The 15,130-nt window shown below is 69.2% G+C and carries 13 protein-coding genes and 1 pseudogene; 6 read left to right on the top strand and 8 right to left on the bottom strand.

Going from position 1 to position 15,130, the window contains the following annotated elements; all coding sequences use genetic code 11:
• From ACY45C_RS03375 to ACY45C_RS03360, 4 genes are all read right to left on the bottom strand, one after another.
• The coding region (locus ACY45C_RS03375; protein WP_462186190.1) for an NAD(P)/FAD-dependent oxidoreductase at positions 1 to 1,288 on the bottom strand (1,288 nt) is incomplete at its 3' end.
• A gap of 120 nt (positions 1,289 to 1,408) precedes the next feature.
• Positions 1,409 to 2,155 (bottom strand): succinate dehydrogenase/fumarate reductase iron-sulfur subunit, encoded by a 747-nt coding sequence (locus tag ACY45C_RS03370; RefSeq protein WP_462186189.1) that lies wholly within the window; start codon positions 2,153 to 2,155, stop codon positions 1,409 to 1,411.
• A gap of 43 nt (positions 2,156 to 2,198) precedes the next feature.
• Positions 2,199 to 4,136: a fumarate reductase/succinate dehydrogenase flavoprotein subunit gene (locus tag ACY45C_RS03365; RefSeq protein ID WP_462186188.1), complete on the bottom strand. Its 1,938-nt coding sequence runs from the start codon at positions 4,134 to 4,136 to the stop codon at positions 2,199 to 2,201.
• Positions 4,137 to 4,258: 122 nt separating this feature from the next.
• Complete coding sequence (locus ACY45C_RS03360) at positions 4,259 to 4,999, bottom strand: succinate dehydrogenase cytochrome b subunit (protein ID WP_462186186.1); 741 nt, start codon at positions 4,997 to 4,999, stop codon at positions 4,259 to 4,261.
• A gap of 92 nt (positions 5,000 to 5,091) precedes the next feature.
• On the opposite strand from ACY45C_RS03360, the gene ACY45C_RS03355 reads away from it, so the two are divergent.
• The 3 genes from ACY45C_RS03355 to ACY45C_RS03345 all read left to right on the top strand — a co-directional run bounded on the left by ACY45C_RS03355 (position 5,092) and on the right by ACY45C_RS03345 (position 7,951).
• Positions 5,092 to 6,042 carry a LysR family transcriptional regulator gene (locus ACY45C_RS03355; protein ID WP_462186185.1) on the top strand — a complete coding sequence of 317 codons (951 nt, stop codon included), beginning with the start codon at positions 5,092 to 5,094 and terminating at the stop codon, positions 6,040 to 6,042.
• 343 nt (positions 6,043 to 6,385) lie between these two features.
• Positions 6,386 to 6,757, top strand: a complete 372-nt coding sequence (locus ACY45C_RS03350; RefSeq protein WP_462186184.1) for a hypothetical protein — start codon at positions 6,386 to 6,388, stop codon at positions 6,755 to 6,757.
• Between the two features lie 96 nt (positions 6,758 to 6,853).
• A complete protein-coding gene (locus ACY45C_RS03345; protein ID WP_462186183.1) occupies positions 6,854 to 7,951 on the top strand; it encodes an amidohydrolase family protein in 1,098 nt (365 codons plus the stop codon).
• Positions 7,952 to 7,987: 36 nt separating this feature from the next.
• Here the strand turns inward: ACY45C_RS03345 and ACY45C_RS03340 are convergent, their stop codons facing one another.
• Together ACY45C_RS03340 and ACY45C_RS03335 are read right to left on the bottom strand one after the other, a co-directional pair.
• Positions 7,988 to 8,422, bottom strand: coding sequence for a response regulator (locus tag ACY45C_RS03340; protein ID WP_462186182.1), 435 nt, complete (start codon positions 8,420 to 8,422; stop codon positions 7,988 to 7,990).
• A gap of 97 nt (positions 8,423 to 8,519) precedes the next feature.
• Positions 8,520 to 9,606: pseudogene (locus tag ACY45C_RS03335) on the bottom strand (PLP-dependent cysteine synthase family protein).
• Positions 9,607 to 9,794: 188 nt separating this feature from the next.
• On the opposite strand from ACY45C_RS03335, the gene mshB reads away from it, so the two are divergent.
• Together mshB and ACY45C_RS03325 are read left to right on the top strand one after the other, a co-directional pair.
• Positions 9,795 to 10,718, top strand: coding sequence for an N-acetyl-1-D-myo-inositol-2-amino-2-deoxy-alpha-D-glucopyranoside deacetylase (gene mshB / locus ACY45C_RS03330; protein WP_462186181.1), 924 nt, complete (start codon positions 9,795 to 9,797; stop codon positions 10,716 to 10,718).
• A 52-nt stretch (positions 10,719 to 10,770) separates the two neighbouring features.
• Positions 10,771 to 10,995 (top strand): DUF1918 domain-containing protein, encoded by a 225-nt coding sequence (locus ACY45C_RS03325; protein ID WP_462186202.1) that lies wholly within the window; start codon positions 10,771 to 10,773, stop codon positions 10,993 to 10,995.
• Positions 10,996 to 11,068: 73 nt separating this feature from the next.
• Here ACY45C_RS03325 and ACY45C_RS03320 read toward each other — a convergent pair whose 3' ends face one another.
• On the bottom strand, positions 11,069 to 12,583 hold the full coding sequence (locus ACY45C_RS03320; RefSeq protein ID WP_462186180.1) for a glycoside hydrolase family 26 protein: 1,515 nt from the start codon (positions 12,581 to 12,583) through the stop codon (positions 11,069 to 11,071).
• A gap of 309 nt (positions 12,584 to 12,892) precedes the next feature.
• Positions 12,893 to 13,855 carry a CAP domain-containing protein gene (locus ACY45C_RS03315; RefSeq protein WP_462186179.1) on the bottom strand — a complete coding sequence of 321 codons (963 nt, stop codon included), beginning with the start codon at positions 13,853 to 13,855 and terminating at the stop codon, positions 12,893 to 12,895.
• 425 nt (positions 13,856 to 14,280) lie between these two features.
• On the opposite strand from ACY45C_RS03315, the gene ACY45C_RS03310 reads away from it, so the two are divergent.
• On the top strand, positions 14,281 to 15,130 hold an 850-nt coding region (locus tag ACY45C_RS03310; RefSeq protein WP_462186178.1), incomplete at its 3' end, for a branched-chain amino acid ABC transporter permease.

The following is a 15,130-nucleotide window of genomic DNA, read 5'->3' as shown; positions in this document are numbered from 1 at the left end:
GGGTGATGCCCCACATGCCGTGCCCGCCGGCGATGAAGACACGCGGCGAGGTGGTCGGGCCGATCAGCGGCAGACCGTCCGGGGTGCACGGGCGTGGTCCCACCCATTCGGCGGTGCGGGTGTCCAGGTCCACTCCGCGCAGCAGGCCGCGGGTCGCCTCGACCACCGCCCGGATGCGCCGCGGGTCGGCCGCCGCGTCCGGATGGCGGAACTCCATCATGCCGGCGACCCGCAGGCCGTCCCCCAGGGGAGTGCAGGCCACCCGGGAGGTGGGGAAGTAGATCGGACCGCTCGGCGGCTGCTCGGTCGCGACCAGGAAGCTGTATCCGCGACCGGCCTGGACGGGAAGGCGGACCCCGAACGGACGGGCCAGCCGGGGAAGCCAGGCGCCGGTGGCGATTACCGCCGCGTCGTAAGGCCCACCGGGCCCCCCTGGCCCGAGCAGTTCCACCCGGCCACCTGCCTCGCGCACCTCGTCGATGGCCATCGCCTCGTGCACGAGGCCGCCGCGTTCCCGGACGCTGTCGGCGAGGGCGGCGACGAAGCGGCCGGGATCGCAGAACCGCTGCCCATGCACGGACACGACGTACCGGACCTGCTCGGACAGCAGAGGTTCGAGGTCGCGGGCGGCCGCCGGGCCCAGCACCTCGGCATCGACGGGCTGGCCGGTCGCCCGGATCTCGGCGAGCTCCGTCAGGAGGGCGTCGAGGCCGGACCGGGCGCGATAGCCGGCCAGGAACGGGTTGGCGGCGCGGGTCGGCGCGGTCACGCCGCCCGCCGCGAGCTCGTCGAAGGCACCGAGAGCAGCACGGGTCAACGGCACCACCGCACGCATGGCGGTTCGCCACCGTGCGGTCGTGCTGTGCCGGACGAATCCGGCGATGAAGCGGGCGAGCCCCGGATCGGCGACCGGAGGCACGTACACCGGTGAGTCCGGGCGCAGGAGCACCCGCAGCCCGTAGCGCAGGACCGCGGGCTCCGGCAGGGGCGTCGCGAGCCCCGGGGTGAGCCAGCCGGCGTTGCCCCAGGACGATCCGGCTCCGGCCCAGGTGGGCCCGGCGGTGAGGTGGTCGCGGTCGAAGACCGTCACCCGCCTGCCGTGGTCCTGGAGGAACCACGCCACGCACAGCCCGACCATCCCGCCGCCGATCACCGCCACCTGGTCGGGAACGGCGTGCCCCGGACGCAGGCGTGACCCGTGCGGCGCGCTCAGCCCCGCGGCGTTCCCGGCCGGTCGGGTCGTGTCCGTCGATCCCGTCACGTCCGCCTTGATCGGGTGATTTCCCACCGCCGCCATTATCCTCCCGCGCCGCCGGATCCGCCGTACCGCGAAGAGCTCCTTTTCGGTGGAGGGTTAGGCACGGTCCACGGTCTCTGGACCGTGCCTAACCCTCCACACTTCTCCGCTCTACCGGAGGCCGATCGAGGCCCGCAGGACCTCGCGGTTGAGCGTGGCGATGCTGTCCAGCGGGATGCCCTTCGGGCAGGCGACGGTGCACTCCCCGGTGTTGGTGCACCCGCCGAAGCCCTCGGCATCCATGGCCTCGACCAGGTTGAGCGTGCGGCTCGCCCGCTCCGGAGCGCCCTGGGGCAGGCTGTTGAGGTGCACGACCTTCGCCGAGGTGAACAGCATGGCCGAGCCGTTGGGGCAGGCCGCGACGCAGGCGCCGCAGCCGATGCAGGTGGCGTTGTCGAACGCCGTGTCCGCGACGGCCTTGGGCACCGGGGTGGAGTGCGCCTCGGGGGCGCTGCCCGTCGGGGCGCTGATGTAGCCGCCGGCCTGGATGATCCGGTCGAGGCCGGAGCGGTCCACCATCAGGTCGCGGACGACGCCGAATGCGACCGAGCGCCACGGCTCGACGTCGATGACGTCCCCGTCGGAGAACTCCCGCACATGCAGCTGGCAGGTGGTGGTTCGTTCCCGGGGGCCGTGGGCCTGGCCGTTGATGACCACTCCGCAGGCGCCGCAGATGCCCTCGCGGCAGTCGTGGTCGAAGCTGACTGGCTCCTCGCCCTGCAGGGTCAGTCGCTCGTTGAGCACGTCGAGCAGTTCGAGGAAGGACATGTCCGGGTTCGCGTCGGGCACCTCGTAGGTGACCATGCGGCCTGGCTCGTCCGGTCCGGCCTGGCGCCAGATCCGAAGGGTGAGCTTCACGGTCGGCTCCTCGTACAGTCGTGATCCATTGACCGGCACCGCCTCACGCGTAGTTACGCTGGGCGAGGTGGACGTGCTCGAACTCCAGAACCTCGCGGTGCAGCACCGGCGGGGTTTCCGTGCCGGCGAACTCCCAGGCCCCGACGTAGGCGAACCGGTCGTCGTCGCGAAGGGCCTCGCCGTCCGGGGTCTGGCTCTCGACCCGGAAGTGCCCCCCGCAGGACTCCTCGCGGTGCAGGGCGTCGACGCACATCAGCTCGCCGAGTTCGAGGAAGTCCGACACCCGGTTCGCCCGCTCCAGGCTCTGGTTGACACTACCCGCGCCGCCTGGCACCTTGACCTGTCGCCAGAACTCCTCGCGCAGCTCCGGAAGACGCCCCAGCGCCTTGCGCAGGCCGTCCTCGCTGCGCGCCATCCCGCACTCGTCCCACATGATCTCGCCGAGCTCACGGTGGAACGAGTCGACGGTGCGGTCGCCGTTCACGGTGAGCAGGCGGGTCAGCCGGCCCGTCGCCTCGGCCGCCGTCTCCGCGACCGCGGGATGGCTCGCGTCGACCGCGCCCAGCTTCGTCGAGGCGATGTAGTCACCCAGCATGGGCGGCAGCACGAAGTAGCCGTCGGCGAGACCCTGCATCAGCGCGCTCGCGCCGAGACGGTTGGCGCCGTGGTCGGAGAAGTTCGCCTCCCCGATCACGAAGAGCCCCGGAATGCTGCTCTGCAGATCGTAGCCCACCCACAGCCCGCCCATGGTGTAGTGGACGGCCGGGTAGATCCGCATCGGCACCTTGTACGGGTCCTCGGCGGTGATCCGCTCGTACATCTCGAACAGGTTGCCGTACTTCTCGCGGACCTTGTCCTCGCCCATCCGCTTGATGGCGTCGGCGAAGTCGAGGTAGACGCCGAGCCCGCCCGGGCCTACGCCGCGGCCGGCGTCGCACTGGTACTTCGCCGCCCGCGATGCGATGTCACGGGGGACCAGGTTGCCGAACCCCGGGTAGATCCGCTCGAGGTAGTAGTCGCGCTCGTTCTCCGGGATGGTGTCGGGCGAGCGGGTGTCGCCCGCCTTCTTCGGCACCCAGATGCGGCCGTCGTTGCGCAGCGACTCGCTCATCAGCGTGAGCTTGCCCTGGTAGTCGCCGGAGCGGGGGATGCAGGTCGGATGGATCTGGGTGTAGCACGGGTTGGCGAAATACGCCCCGCGCCGGTGCGCCCGCCAGATCGCGCTGGCATTGGAGTTCTTGGCGTTCGTCGACAGGTAGAACACGTTGCCGTACCCGCCGGTGGCGAGCACGACGGCGTCGGCGAGGTAGGTGGAGACCTGGCCGGTGACCAGGTCGCGGGCGACGATGCCGCGGGCGTGCCCGTTGATGACGATCAGGTCGAGCATCTCGGTGCGCGGGTGTATCTCCACGCCGCCGGCGTCGATCTGCCGGGACAGCGCCTGGTAGGCGCCGATCAGCAGCTGCTGACCCGTCTGGCCCCGGGCGTAGAAGGTCCGCGAGACCTGCACACCGCCGAACGAGCGGGTGTCGAGCAGGCCGCCGTACTCCCGGGCGAAGGGCACACCCTGCGCCACGCACTGGTCGATGATCTGGGTGGACGTCTGCGCGAGACGGTAGACGTTGGACTCCCGGGAGCGGAAGTCGCCGCCCTTCACCGTGTCGTAGAACAGCCGGTGGACCGAGTCGCCGTCGTTGCGGTAGTTCTTCGCCGCGTTGATGCCGCCCTGGGCGGCGATGGAGTGCGCCCGGCGCGGCGAGTCCTGGTAGCAGAACTGGATGACCCGGTAGCCCTGCTCGGCGAGGGTGGCGCCGGCGGCGCCACCGGCGAGCCCCGTGCCGACGACGATCACGGTGTGGCGGCGCCGGTTGGCCGGGTTGACCAGCTTGGCGGTGAAGCGTCGCTTGTCCCAGCGTTGCTCGATCGGTACGTCCGGCGCCGCGGTGTCGGCGATGTCGGCACCGAGGTTGTAAAACGACATGTCAGCCCTTCCCATGCTTCCGGCACCGCGCCGCGCAATGTTGGCCGCGGAGCCGTCGGCTGTTCAATCCACCAGTGCAGTGACCCGTCGGCCCAGCGACCCGTCGGCCCAGTGCCGTGCCGTCAATCCACCAGGCCGGCGAGAACCGACACCGGGACGATCACGAATCCCACCGTGAGGAGAACCGCGAGGGCATTGGCGGAGGCCTTGAAAACTCGGTCCCGTTTCGGGTTGTTGACACCGAGCGTCTGGGCCGCACTCCAGAAGCCGTGCTGGATGTGGAGCCCGAGGGAAATCATGGCGGCGATGTAGATGAGCGTGACCCACCACACGCTGAAACTCGACACGACGTTGTCGTAGGCGGCACCTTCGACCCCGTGTCGGTTGAGGGTCAGCGTCGTGAAATCGAGGATGTGGTACACGATGAACAACGCGAGGGTGATTCCCCCGTAGCGCATCACATGCGTGGCATAGCTGGCCCGGGCTCGTTGGCGGTGGACGTACTTTGTCGGCCGGGCCCGCAGGTCACGCCGGCTGAGCTGGTACGCGGACACCGCGTGCAGGCCCACGGCCAGCACCAGCACGACGCGTTGGATCCATAGGTACCACGTATCGTGCAGGATCGGCTCGCCGATCGCCCGGAGCCAGCCGGCGTACTGGTCGAAGTCGTTAGGGCCGAAGAAAATCTTCAGGTTCCCGAGCATGTGAGCGATCAGGAACAGGAGCATCAGCAGCCCGGTGACGGCCATCACGGTCTTTTTGCCGATGGTTGACCGCCACAGGTTGCGCAGGACGGACGAAGATCGCGGGGGCCGCGGGGTGGGCGCAGGGGACGCCGATCGCGCCGGGGTTGTCACAGCCACGAGCGCACCCTAGAGCGTACTCCCTCCAGTGGTCCAAGACATGATAAACCTGGACTCGATAGTGCCGTCCTATCGACGTCTACGCTGGCGGCGTGCAGCTCCACCAACTCGCCTATTTCGTCGCCGTCGCGGAGACCCGGCACTTCACCCGGGCCGCCCAGCGGGTGCATGTCGCCCAGCCGTCCCTGTCCCAGCAGATCCGCGCCTTGGAGCAGGAGCTGGGCACACCTTTGTTTAACCGCGCGCGGGGGAACATCAGCCTGACCCCGGCGGGGGAGACGCTCCTGCCGCTCGCCCGGCGCATCCTCACCGACACCGAGACCGCCCGCCAGCGGGTCACCGAGCTGCTCGACCTGCGCCACGGCACGGTGCGCCTCGGTGCCACCCCGAGCCTGTGCACCGGCTTCCTGCCCGACGTGCTGCGACTGTTCCACCAGCGGTACCCGGGCATCCGCCTGCTGGTCGAGGAGGGGGGATCACGCGACCTTGTCCGCGATCTGGCCGCGGGCAGCCTGGACCTGGCGTTGATCATCCTTCCGCTGCAGAGCAGCGACCCGGCACTGGCGACCTCGCCGCTGATCCGCGAGAGCCTGGTCCTCGTCTCGTCGCTGGACGAGCCACCGATCGTCGCCGGGCGCCCGCTAACCGTGGCCGATCTGCGCAACCACCCGATGGTGATGTTCCGCCGCGGCTACGACCTGCGGGAGGCCACCGTGACGGCCTGCCGGGAGGCCGGATTCGAGCCGATTTTCGCGATCGAGGGCGGGGAGATGGACGCCGTGCTCGGTTTCGTCGCGGCGGGTCTGGGCAGCGCGGTGATTCCGAGCACGGTTGCCCACCGGCTCGGCATGCGGGTCACCCCGTTCGTGCTCCCGGGGCTGCAACGCACCATCGGGCTGGCGCGTCGCCGCGACGTCGAGCCGACCCGTGCCGCCGTCGAGTTGCAACGGGTCCTGTGGGAGTACCTCCGCGACGCCGAAGCCTCGGGCAACCTTCCCGACGGCACCCGACTCCTCGCCGGACCGACCTCCGCCGGCACGTGATCTGTCATCTTCAGGCTCTCGTGCAACATATTCGATGAGGTGGACCTTTCGCGGCGGGGCGGTCGGGTTTTTTCGAGTGAATCGCCATCTCTTTTTCTGGTTCGGCGTGTGGTCCGCCCGTCCACCGAGCCCATTTTTTCCGCCCACCCGCACGCGATCCGGTCGGGTGGGCTTAAAGTTGTGCGAGCGGTCGTAGATCGGGCGGTTTCCGGTCTACGGGGACTGGCTGCGGGGGGACTGGTTGCGGGGACCACTGCCAACACGCGGTTCGCGTGAACTGGCGCCAGTGCACAACGGGGGCAGCGTCGGAGCTGCCGTCGACCTCGAACACACGGGAGGCGATATGAACAGCGTCGACATTGCCCTGAAGGAATCGCTCGAGATAAGCGGGGCGCTTGGGGCTGCCCTCGTCGACTTCACCAGTGGAATGACCCTCGGAACGGCCGGTAACACGCATGCGATCGATCTCGAGATCGCCGCGGCCGGAAACACCGAGGTCATCCGGGCGAAGATTCGGACGATGGAGAGTCTCGGGCTTCAGGACACCATCGAGGACATCCTGATCACGCTGGGTCGCCAGTATCATCTGATCCGGTTGTTGCAGAGCCATTCCGGCCGTGGCCTGTTCCTCTATCTGGTGCTCGACAAGTCGCGCGCGAACCTCGCGCTGGCCCGTCATCGGCTGCGCGCCGTCGAGTCGCAGCTCGACGTCTGAGTGCTTCCGGGGCCCGATCAGGCGGCGCGTCCTCGCCACGGGCCTGGTGCCGGCGCGCCGGTGACCGGACGACGATGATAGGGATATGACGTGAATATGAGCGTGCCGACGCTGCGGATCCGTGGCGGCGTGCTGGTCGGTCCGACGGATGTCCGTGACGAGGTCTGGGTCGTCGACGGCCGGATCACCTTCTCCGCCCCCACCGGTGCGGCGGCCCGGGACGTACGGACGGTCTCCGGATGGGTGTTGCCCGGCCTCGTCGACGCTCACTGCCATGTCGGCCTCGCCGCGCACGGCGCCGTCGACAGGCCCACCACCGAGCAGCAGATCATCACCGACCGGGCGGCGGGCGCGCTGCTGCTGCGCGACGCCGGCTCCCCGGCCGACACCCGGTGGATCGACGCCCGTGACGACCTGCCCCGGCTGGTGCGGGCCGGCCGGCACATCGCCCGGCCCCGGCGGTACCTCCGCAACTACGCGGCGGAGGTCGAGCCGGCCGACCTCGTCGCCGAGGTCCTCGCGCAGGCCGACCGGGGCGACGGGTGGGTGAAGCTCGTCGGCGACTGGATCGACCGCGGGCTGGGCGACCTGGCGTCGTGCTGGCCCGCGGACGTGGCGAAGGCCGCGATCGACGCGGCGCACGCCGCCGGAGCCCGAGTCACCGCCCACTGCTTCGCCGAGGACTCCCTCGCGGATCTCGTCGAGGCGGGGATCGACTGCATCGAGCACGCCACCGGTCTCACCGAGCACACGATCCCGCTGTTCGCCGAGCGGGGGGTCGCCATCGTGCCGACCCTGGTGAACATCTCGACCTTCGAGGACATCACCGCGGGCGCCGAGGCGAAGTTCCCCGCCTATGCCCGGCACATGCGCGCCCTGCACGCCCGGCGCCATGACACCGTGCGGGCGGCCTACGATGCCGGCATCCCGATCTTCGTCGGTACCGACGCCGGGGGAAGCCTCCCGCACGGGCTGGTCGCCGCGGAGGTGGCCGAGCTCCGCCTGGCCGGGCTGCCGGCGGCGGCCGCGCTCGACGCGGCGACCTGGGGGGCCCGCTCCTGGCTCGGTTATCCGGGCCTGTCCGAGGGCGCCTGGGCCGATCTGGTGGTGTATCCGAGCGACCCGCGGGCCGACGTCGCGGTGCTCGGCGCCCCGGACCTCATCGTCCTGCGCGGACGGCCGGTCTCTCCCTGAACGTCCCTGCGTCCCCCCCCCCGGGTACGCGGCCGGTCAGCGGGGAGCATCGAGGACCTGCCGGACCTTGTCCAGCAGGGTGCGTTCGGAGAAAGGTTTGGTCAACAGCGATACCCCTGGGTCCAGCTTCCCCTGCGCGGTGAGGACGGGATCGGCGTAGCCCGACATGTAGAGTACCCGGATGCCGGGTTGCTGGGCCCGGATGCGGTTCGCGAGTTCCGTGCCCTGCATGCGCGGCATGATGACGTCCGTGAGCAGCAGGTGGATGTCGCCCCGGTGCTCGATTGCGATCGAGCACGCGTCGAGGGCGGTGGAAGCCGCCAGCACCTCGTAGCCGTTGCGGCTCAGGATCCGCCGGGCGACCTCGAGCAACGCGGCGTCGTCCTCGGCGATTAGAATCGTCCCGCCGTGCCGGGCGGGCTCGGAGTCCGCCGGTCGTTGTCCGGCCGGGTCCTGCGACAGGTTCCGCATAAAATCACCGCAGTAGGTAATTTGCCGGTAGCATTTAGTGATCGGAGGAACCGTAGCATCGCTTTCGGTGGGTCGCCACCGCGCCGGCCAGGCCGTGTCAGCCCGGCCAGGTTGTGGAGGTCACGGCTTGGCGCAGGATCTCGGTGAACGGCCGCGGGTCGAGGCCGGCCGCGTCGAGCCAGGAACCGGAATAGTACGTGTCGGCGTACCGTTCGCCGCCGTCGCAGATCAGGGTGACCACGCTGCCGCGGTGACCAGAGGACACCAGTTCGCAGGCGAGCCGCACCGCGCCCCAGAGGTTCGTCCCGGTGGAGGCACCCGTCCGGCGGCCCGTCAGCGTCTCCAGGAACAACATGGCCGCGACGGACGCCACGTCGGGCACGGTGATCATCCGGTCGACGACGTCGGGGAGGAAGCTCGGCTCCACCTGTGGGCGGCCGATGCCCTCGATGCGGGAGTGCCCGCCGGTGGCGTGCGGGTCGCCGGTGGACCAGGCGCGGTGGAACGTCGAGCCCTCGGGATCGACGACGCACAGCGCGCAGTTGTGCTGCCGGTACCGCAGATAACGCCCGATCGTGGCGCTGGTGCCCCCGGTGCCGGCGCCGACGACGATCCAGGTGGGGATGGGATGGCGCTCCAACGCCATCTGATTGAAGATCGATTCGGCGATGTTGTTGTTGCCGCGCCAGTCCGTCGCTCGTTCCGCGTAGGTGAACTGGTCCATGTAGTGACCGTTCGTGGCCTCGGCCAAGCCGCCTGGCCTCCGCGTACACCGTGGTGGCGTCCGCCACCAGATGGCAGCGACCCCGCTCACGTTCGATCAGGGCGATCTTCTGAGCGCTGGTCGAGGCGGGCATGACGGCGATGAAGGGGAGTCCGAGCATGCGGGCGAAGTAGGCCTCCGAGACCGCCGTCGACCCGGAGGACGCCTCGACGATCGTCGTCCCCTCCCGGATCCAGCCGTTGCACAGCCCGTAGAGGAACAGCGACCGGGCCAGGCGGTGTTTCAACGAGCCGGTGGGATGCGTCGACTCGTCCTTCAGATAGATGTCCACGCCCCGTTCCGCCGGCCACAGGTGCAGGGGGAACAGGTGGGTGTCCGCCGATCTGTTGGTGTCGGCCTCGACTCGGCGAATGGCCTCCCGAGTCCATCGGACGTCCTGTCTGGCGGGTGCATCACTCATGCCCTTCCCGTTCCCCGGATCATGCTTGGATGAAGATCTTTGTTCTTTCCGCCCGCCTTCGTCGATTCGTCGATCTGTGAGCTGTTTATCTCTTATGGGTTAACGGCGCGATTGCGGGCTCTGTATCCGTAAGTTACCGGTTCGATAGTCGAGATGCGCCGTCCGTGGGGCGCCCCTACCGTCAAGCCATGCCGGTTACTCAAGGTTCCGGTGCGCTGCCTGCCCGTCGGATCGTGTTCGTCCATGCTCATCCCGACGACGAGACGATCGCGACCGGGGCGACGATGGCCCGCTACGCCGCCGATCCCGACACCCAGGTGGTCCTTGTCACGTGCACGCTGGGCGAGATGGGCGAGGTGCTGCTCCCCGAGCTGACCAACCTGCGGGCGGACCGCGCGGACCAGCTCGGCGGATACCGGATCGGGGAGCTGGAACGGGCGTGTGCCGAGCTCGGTGTCAGCGACTACCGCTTCCTCGGGGGCGCCGGTCGTTGGCGGGACAGCGGCATGTTGGACAGCCCCGCGAACGACGACCCGCGCTGCTTCTGGCGGGCGAACATGGACGACGCGTCCGAGGCGCTCGTGCGGATCGTGCGGGAGGTTCGGCCGCAGGTGATGGTGACCTACGACGCGATCGGGGACTACGGCCATCCCGATCACATCAGGGCGCACGACGTCACCGCCCGGGCCTTCGCCGACGCGGCCGATCCGGACTTCGCTCCCGACGCGGGTCCGACCTGGCAGGTCTCGAAGTTGTACGAGACGGCGCTGTCCCACTCCGCGGTCGAGTCCGCGGTGGACCGCATCTGGCGGTCCGACCTGGCGAAGACGGTCCCCGAGGGGATCACGATGCCCTCGGACATGCTGCTGTCGGTTCCCGATACCAAGGTCACCACGACGATCGAGGCGCCGGGCTTCTTCGCCGCGAAGATCGCGGCGATGCGGGCCCACCGCAGCCAGATGACCGTGGACGGATTCTTCTTCGCCCTGGTCGACGGGAACGGCCGGTCAGCGAAGGCCACCGAGAACTTCGTGCTGGCCCGGGGGACGGTGGGCCCGGGCTCGGGTTCCGGCGTGGAAACCGACCTGTTCGACGGAGTGGTGGCGCACTGATGCCGGAACAGGCCGCGAACGGGCCGCGAACAGATCGCGGGAGGGAATCTTGATGTACACCGGAAACATCATGTACGCCAGGGTCGGGGACCGCCTCGTCGTGCGTAATTCGGCAACGGGTCGTACCGAGCGCCACGGTGTGATACTCAAGATTCGTGGCGAGAGCGGCCGGCCACCGTTCATCGTCCGGTGGGACGACGGCCGCGAATCGTGGTACATCCCGGCGGCCTACGAATCGGTCGAGCTACGCCCCTGCCGCGACCGGCGGCCCGGCTGAGGACCTCCTCGGGGGGAGGGGTGCCGCCCACTGATCGTCGTCGGCGGGCGGCACCCGGCATCACCCCCGGACCCTACTGCCTGGAGTAGAGCTGTTTATAGCGGGCGCCCGCCTGCCGGTTCAGGTAGAGACACGCGGCGCTGAGCGGTCGGTACAGGTTCGAACCGACGTTGTTCGGGTCGCAGTTGTTGAAGTAGTACTCGTAGGCCAGCCCCTTGCCCGCATGGGCCACGAACCAGTCGTACATCCACTGGACGTAATTGGCGTTGTCGCCACCGCCGTTGTTTCCGCTGCCACTCACCACCCCCCATTCGCCGACACCGAAGAGCTTGTTGTGCGCGCGGGCGAAGTTGAACCAGTAGTTCAGCCCACCGGGGGCGTTAGCCTGGGCGTCGAACTCGGCCTTCGTCCGGGACGGCGGCCAGTGGTCGTACGCGTCGAGGCCGACCCCGTCCACCCAGGCGTCACCCGGGTACATGTCGATCGGGTTGTGGCTCGGCGGGTTCTGCGAGTAGTGAGCGTTGAGGCACCAGCACAGGATGGGGTCCGGCTCCGCGGTCGAGTTGATGGCGTCCGCGACGTGACGCCAGCAGTTGATGTAGGCCGTGGGGTTGGTGGCGGACCACTCGTACCAGTCGCCGTTGCCCTCCCAGGCGAGCCGCAGGTAGGAGTTCTGCCGGCCGTAGGCGTTCAGGACGCGGCCGAAGGTTTTCCAGTACTCGTCGTAGGCCCCGGTGGCGCACGTCTCGTTGCTGGCGCCGATGTTCTCCGGGAAGGGTGGGATGGAGATGATCAACCGGCCGGGCCAGGTGGCGAAGGTCCGCAGCAGGTCCACCGGCTGGCTGACGTTCCCCCAGTTGTTCCGGGTGGTGTAGAGCAGGGTGAAGTCACAGGGCGCGCCGCGCCAGGTGCAGAACGACTCCAGGTTCTGCTGGTTCATCACCGGGTCGGGATAGGTGCCGGTCAGCCACCCTTTGCCCGAGCGGGGCCCGGCGTAGGACGGCGGGGCCGGCGGCGGGTTCGCTCCGGTGGTGATCTCCGCCCGGTCGAAACCGACGTTGTTGCCCCTCGAGGAGGTGTTGCGCTGCCCGGTGTTCGTCAGCGTCAGGGTGTGCGTGCCGGCGGTGAGCTTGTCCGAGCTGTAGAGCAGGGTGACGGTCGCGTTTGGCGAGTAGGTGTCGACGCTGGTGGGCAGGCCGCCGTCCAGGCGGACCGTGCTGAATCCCCCGATCGGGCCCTTGGCGCCGTAGAGGTTGACCTGCGTTCCACTGAAGCGGATCGTGGCAACTCTACCGGCGGTCGCCGAGTAGTAGAAGCTGTTGTTCGGAGAGGTAATGCAGCCGCTGCACTTCGCCCACCCCGCCGAGTAGGAGACCTGGTTGATCCCGGTGCCGATGGTGCCGTCCTCGATGATCGTCGGGGTCTGCGCGCGGGCAGGTCCGGTCAACGCCCCGGTCATCAGGGCCACGGTGAGGGTGAGCAGCAGACCGCCGAGCCGGTGGCGACGTGCTTGAGTCCGCGCATGACGGCCGTTCGAATATCTCCTGGGTTGGGACGCCGTCCCGTCCCGTTGATCCTCTGTACGCATTCTCCAGTCCTGTCCTGGGTTGTGGAACGCAGGTCGAGCTTGTCGATGAAAGCTGACTCAACCAGGAAGGACGCTAGATCAGTGGTTCGCGGGCATGGCCGAACGCCGTTGTCCGGAGATTCGACGCGGACTTCTCCAGGCGTGGGCGAAGACTTGTGACGTTGTCTTTCCCATCGGTTCCGGCGGAACGTGCGCAGCCGGGTTGCGCAGGTTTTTCGCCTGCGGCGGCGATGTCACCGGTTCTGGCGGTTCTTTGGGACCGGCGCAGGAAAATCGTGATCCGTTCGACCCAGCAGGCAGAGTGCCAGTTCAGAGCAGGGTACCGAAGACCTGCGTCCAGCAGAAACCATATTCGCCGCCGGTGGCCTGCCCGATGCCGATTTGGCGCAGCCGCGGGATGAGGATGTTCGCCCGGTGGCCGGGGCTGTTCATCCATCCCGTCACCACCTCGTCCGCGCTGTTCTGGCCGGCGGCGATGTTCTCGGCGACCTGGGCGTAGCGGTAGCCCAGGGCGCTCACCCGGTCGGACACCGTGCGTCCCTCCGGGCTGGTGTGCGCGAAGAAGCCACGGGTCGCCATGTCCACGCTGTGCGCCTCCGCGGCGGCGGCCAGACGGTCGTCGACGGTCAGCGGCGCGAGACCCTCCCGGGCGCGCTCGGCATTGGTGAGCGTGACGACCCGCGCGAGCACGAGGGTCAGACCGCCCTCCCCGGTACCCCGACCCGTGGAGTCGGGGTACCGGGGAGGGGCACGGCGTTGGCCCTGGTCGTGTTGGCCGTTGCCGCCGTTGCCGCCGTTGCCGACGGCGACTCCGAAGTCCCGGGCGAGACCGGCGAGGCCGTCCGCGTACCCCTGCCCCACCGCCCGGATCTTCCACGCGGGGCCGCGCCGGTAGATCTCCACCAGCGTGACCACGGTCTCGCGGGACAACGGCGGCGGCGCGAAGCGGGCGATGAGGGCATCATGATCATTATGGATGGTGACGGCGAGAGCTGGCAGCCGTCCGAAGGGCGTCGTACCGTCCTCGGGGCTGGCGGCGATCACGACACGTTCGGCGCCCGGGTGCAGCCGGCCCGGATCGACGGTCACCGCGCTGCCCGAGAGCGCCACGCCCGGCGCTCTGGGCTGGTTGTAGAACACGAAGTCGTTGTCCGCGGCGACCTTGCCGTTCGCGCCGGTGACGAGCGCACAGACGTCGAAGGGACCGGCGAGCCGGACCGAGACAGGGCCGGGAGGCAACGGCCCGTTCGCGCCAGGTACCAGGTCCCTCATCCGTTTCCACCCCTGTAGCCGTGTTCGTCCGCCATCGAGCGTTCCTCCGCCATCGAGCGTTCCTCCGCCATCGAGCGTTCCTCCGCCATCGAGCGTTCGTCCGATGGTGCCATCCCGGGCGTTCCGCGGTGTGTCCGCGTTCCGTCACCCCTGGCCAATCCGTGGGGTTAGGTGGCTTTTGCGAGCTTCGGTAGCTCTCATGGGATTCGGTGGCTGTTGTGGCTGGTTTGATTGCCTTATCGGTCTGTCCGGTCGTACCGTCACCTCGGTTGCCATGATTACGTGATCAATGGCCTGGCTGCGGATTTTCCGGTGGGCTCACGCCGCTCATCGCGATCGAGGAGAGCCGGCGACCATTGGTGGGGGGCCACTGAGGGGATGATCGAGGCGCCGTTCCGCGGTGCCCGGAGCAGGGTGGGCCGCCGTTGAACGACGTCATGGGCTACGCCCTGCTCAGCCTGGGCACGGGCGCGCTCTACGCCCTCGTGGCCTCGGGTGTGGTGGTCATCGCCCGTGGGGCCGGTGTGCTCAACCTGGCCCAGGGCGCGCTGCTGGCCTGGGCGGCCTATGCCTTCCATGGGCTGCATGCGGGGTGGGGGCTGCCGCTCGGCCTCGCGGCGCCGCTGGCCGTGCTGTCGACGACCGCCATCGGGGTCGTGTTCCACCTGCTGGTGATGCGGCGGCTGCGCGAGGCGACCTCGCTGCTGCGGCTGATGGCGACGCTCGGTCTGCTGATCATCTTGCAGTCGTCGCTGACGCTGATGTTCGCCGGTGCCGTGCGCACCTCCCCGACGGTGCTGCCGACCGGCAGGATCACGCTGTTCGACGAGCCCGTCGGCGTGTCCGTGTTTGTCCGGCTGGCCGTGGTCGCCGTGCTGGTCGCGGGGCTCTGGGCGGTGTTCCGGTTCACCACGGTGGGCCTCGCCGCGACGGTGGCGGCGGAGAACCTCCGGGCCGCCGCGACCTTCGGCTGGTCGGCGGACACCGTCGCCGCCGCGGCCTGGGGCGCCGGCAGCGCGCTGGCCGGTCTCGGCGGGGTCCTGCTCGCGCCGCTGCAGAACCCGTTGTCCTCGGCGAACCTGCTCCTGCTCATCGTCCCGGCGCTGGCGGTCGCGCTGGTCGCGCGGTTCCGCTCCTTCCCGATGGTGCTGGCGGGCGGGCTCGCCCTCGGGGTCGTCGAGGTGGAGACCCAGTTCCAGCTGGTCGCCGAGCACCCCTGGTGGCGCGGGGCCGACCGGGCCGTGCCGCTGGCGGTCATCGTCTTCTGGATCTGGA

This window comes from Frankia sp. CcWB2, assembly GCF_977927585.1.
The sequence above is the reverse complement of the archived record's forward strand: the minus strand, read 5'-3'. Positions and strand labels throughout refer to the sequence as shown.

Coding starts and splice junctions, on each gene's coding strand:
- ACY45C_RS03365 (WP_462186188.1), bottom strand. CDS start 4,136: ATGTCGTTTTACAACCTCGGTGCCGACATCGCCGACACCGCGGCGCCG.
- ACY45C_RS03350 (WP_462186184.1), top strand. CDS start 6,386: ATGAACAGCGTCGACATTGCCCTGAAGGAATCGCTCGAGATAAGCGGG.
- ACY45C_RS03345 (WP_462186183.1), top strand. CDS start 6,854: ATGAGCGTGCCGACGCTGCGGATCCGTGGCGGCGTGCTGGTCGGTCCG.
- ACY45C_RS03340 (WP_462186182.1), bottom strand. CDS start 8,422: ATGCGGAACCTGTCGCAGGACCCGGCCGGACAACGACCGGCGGACTCC.
- mshB (WP_462186181.1), top strand. CDS start 9,795: ATGCCGGTTACTCAAGGTTCCGGTGCGCTGCCTGCCCGTCGGATCGTG.
- ACY45C_RS03325 (WP_462186202.1), top strand. CDS start 10,771: ATGTACACCGGAAACATCATGTACGCCAGGGTCGGGGACCGCCTCGTC.
- ACY45C_RS03320 (WP_462186180.1), bottom strand. CDS start 12,583: ATGCGTACAGAGGATCAACGGGACGGGACGGCGTCCCAACCCAGGAGA.
- ACY45C_RS03315 (WP_462186179.1), bottom strand. CDS start 13,855: ATGAGGGACCTGGTACCTGGCGCGAACGGGCCGTTGCCTCCCGGCCCT.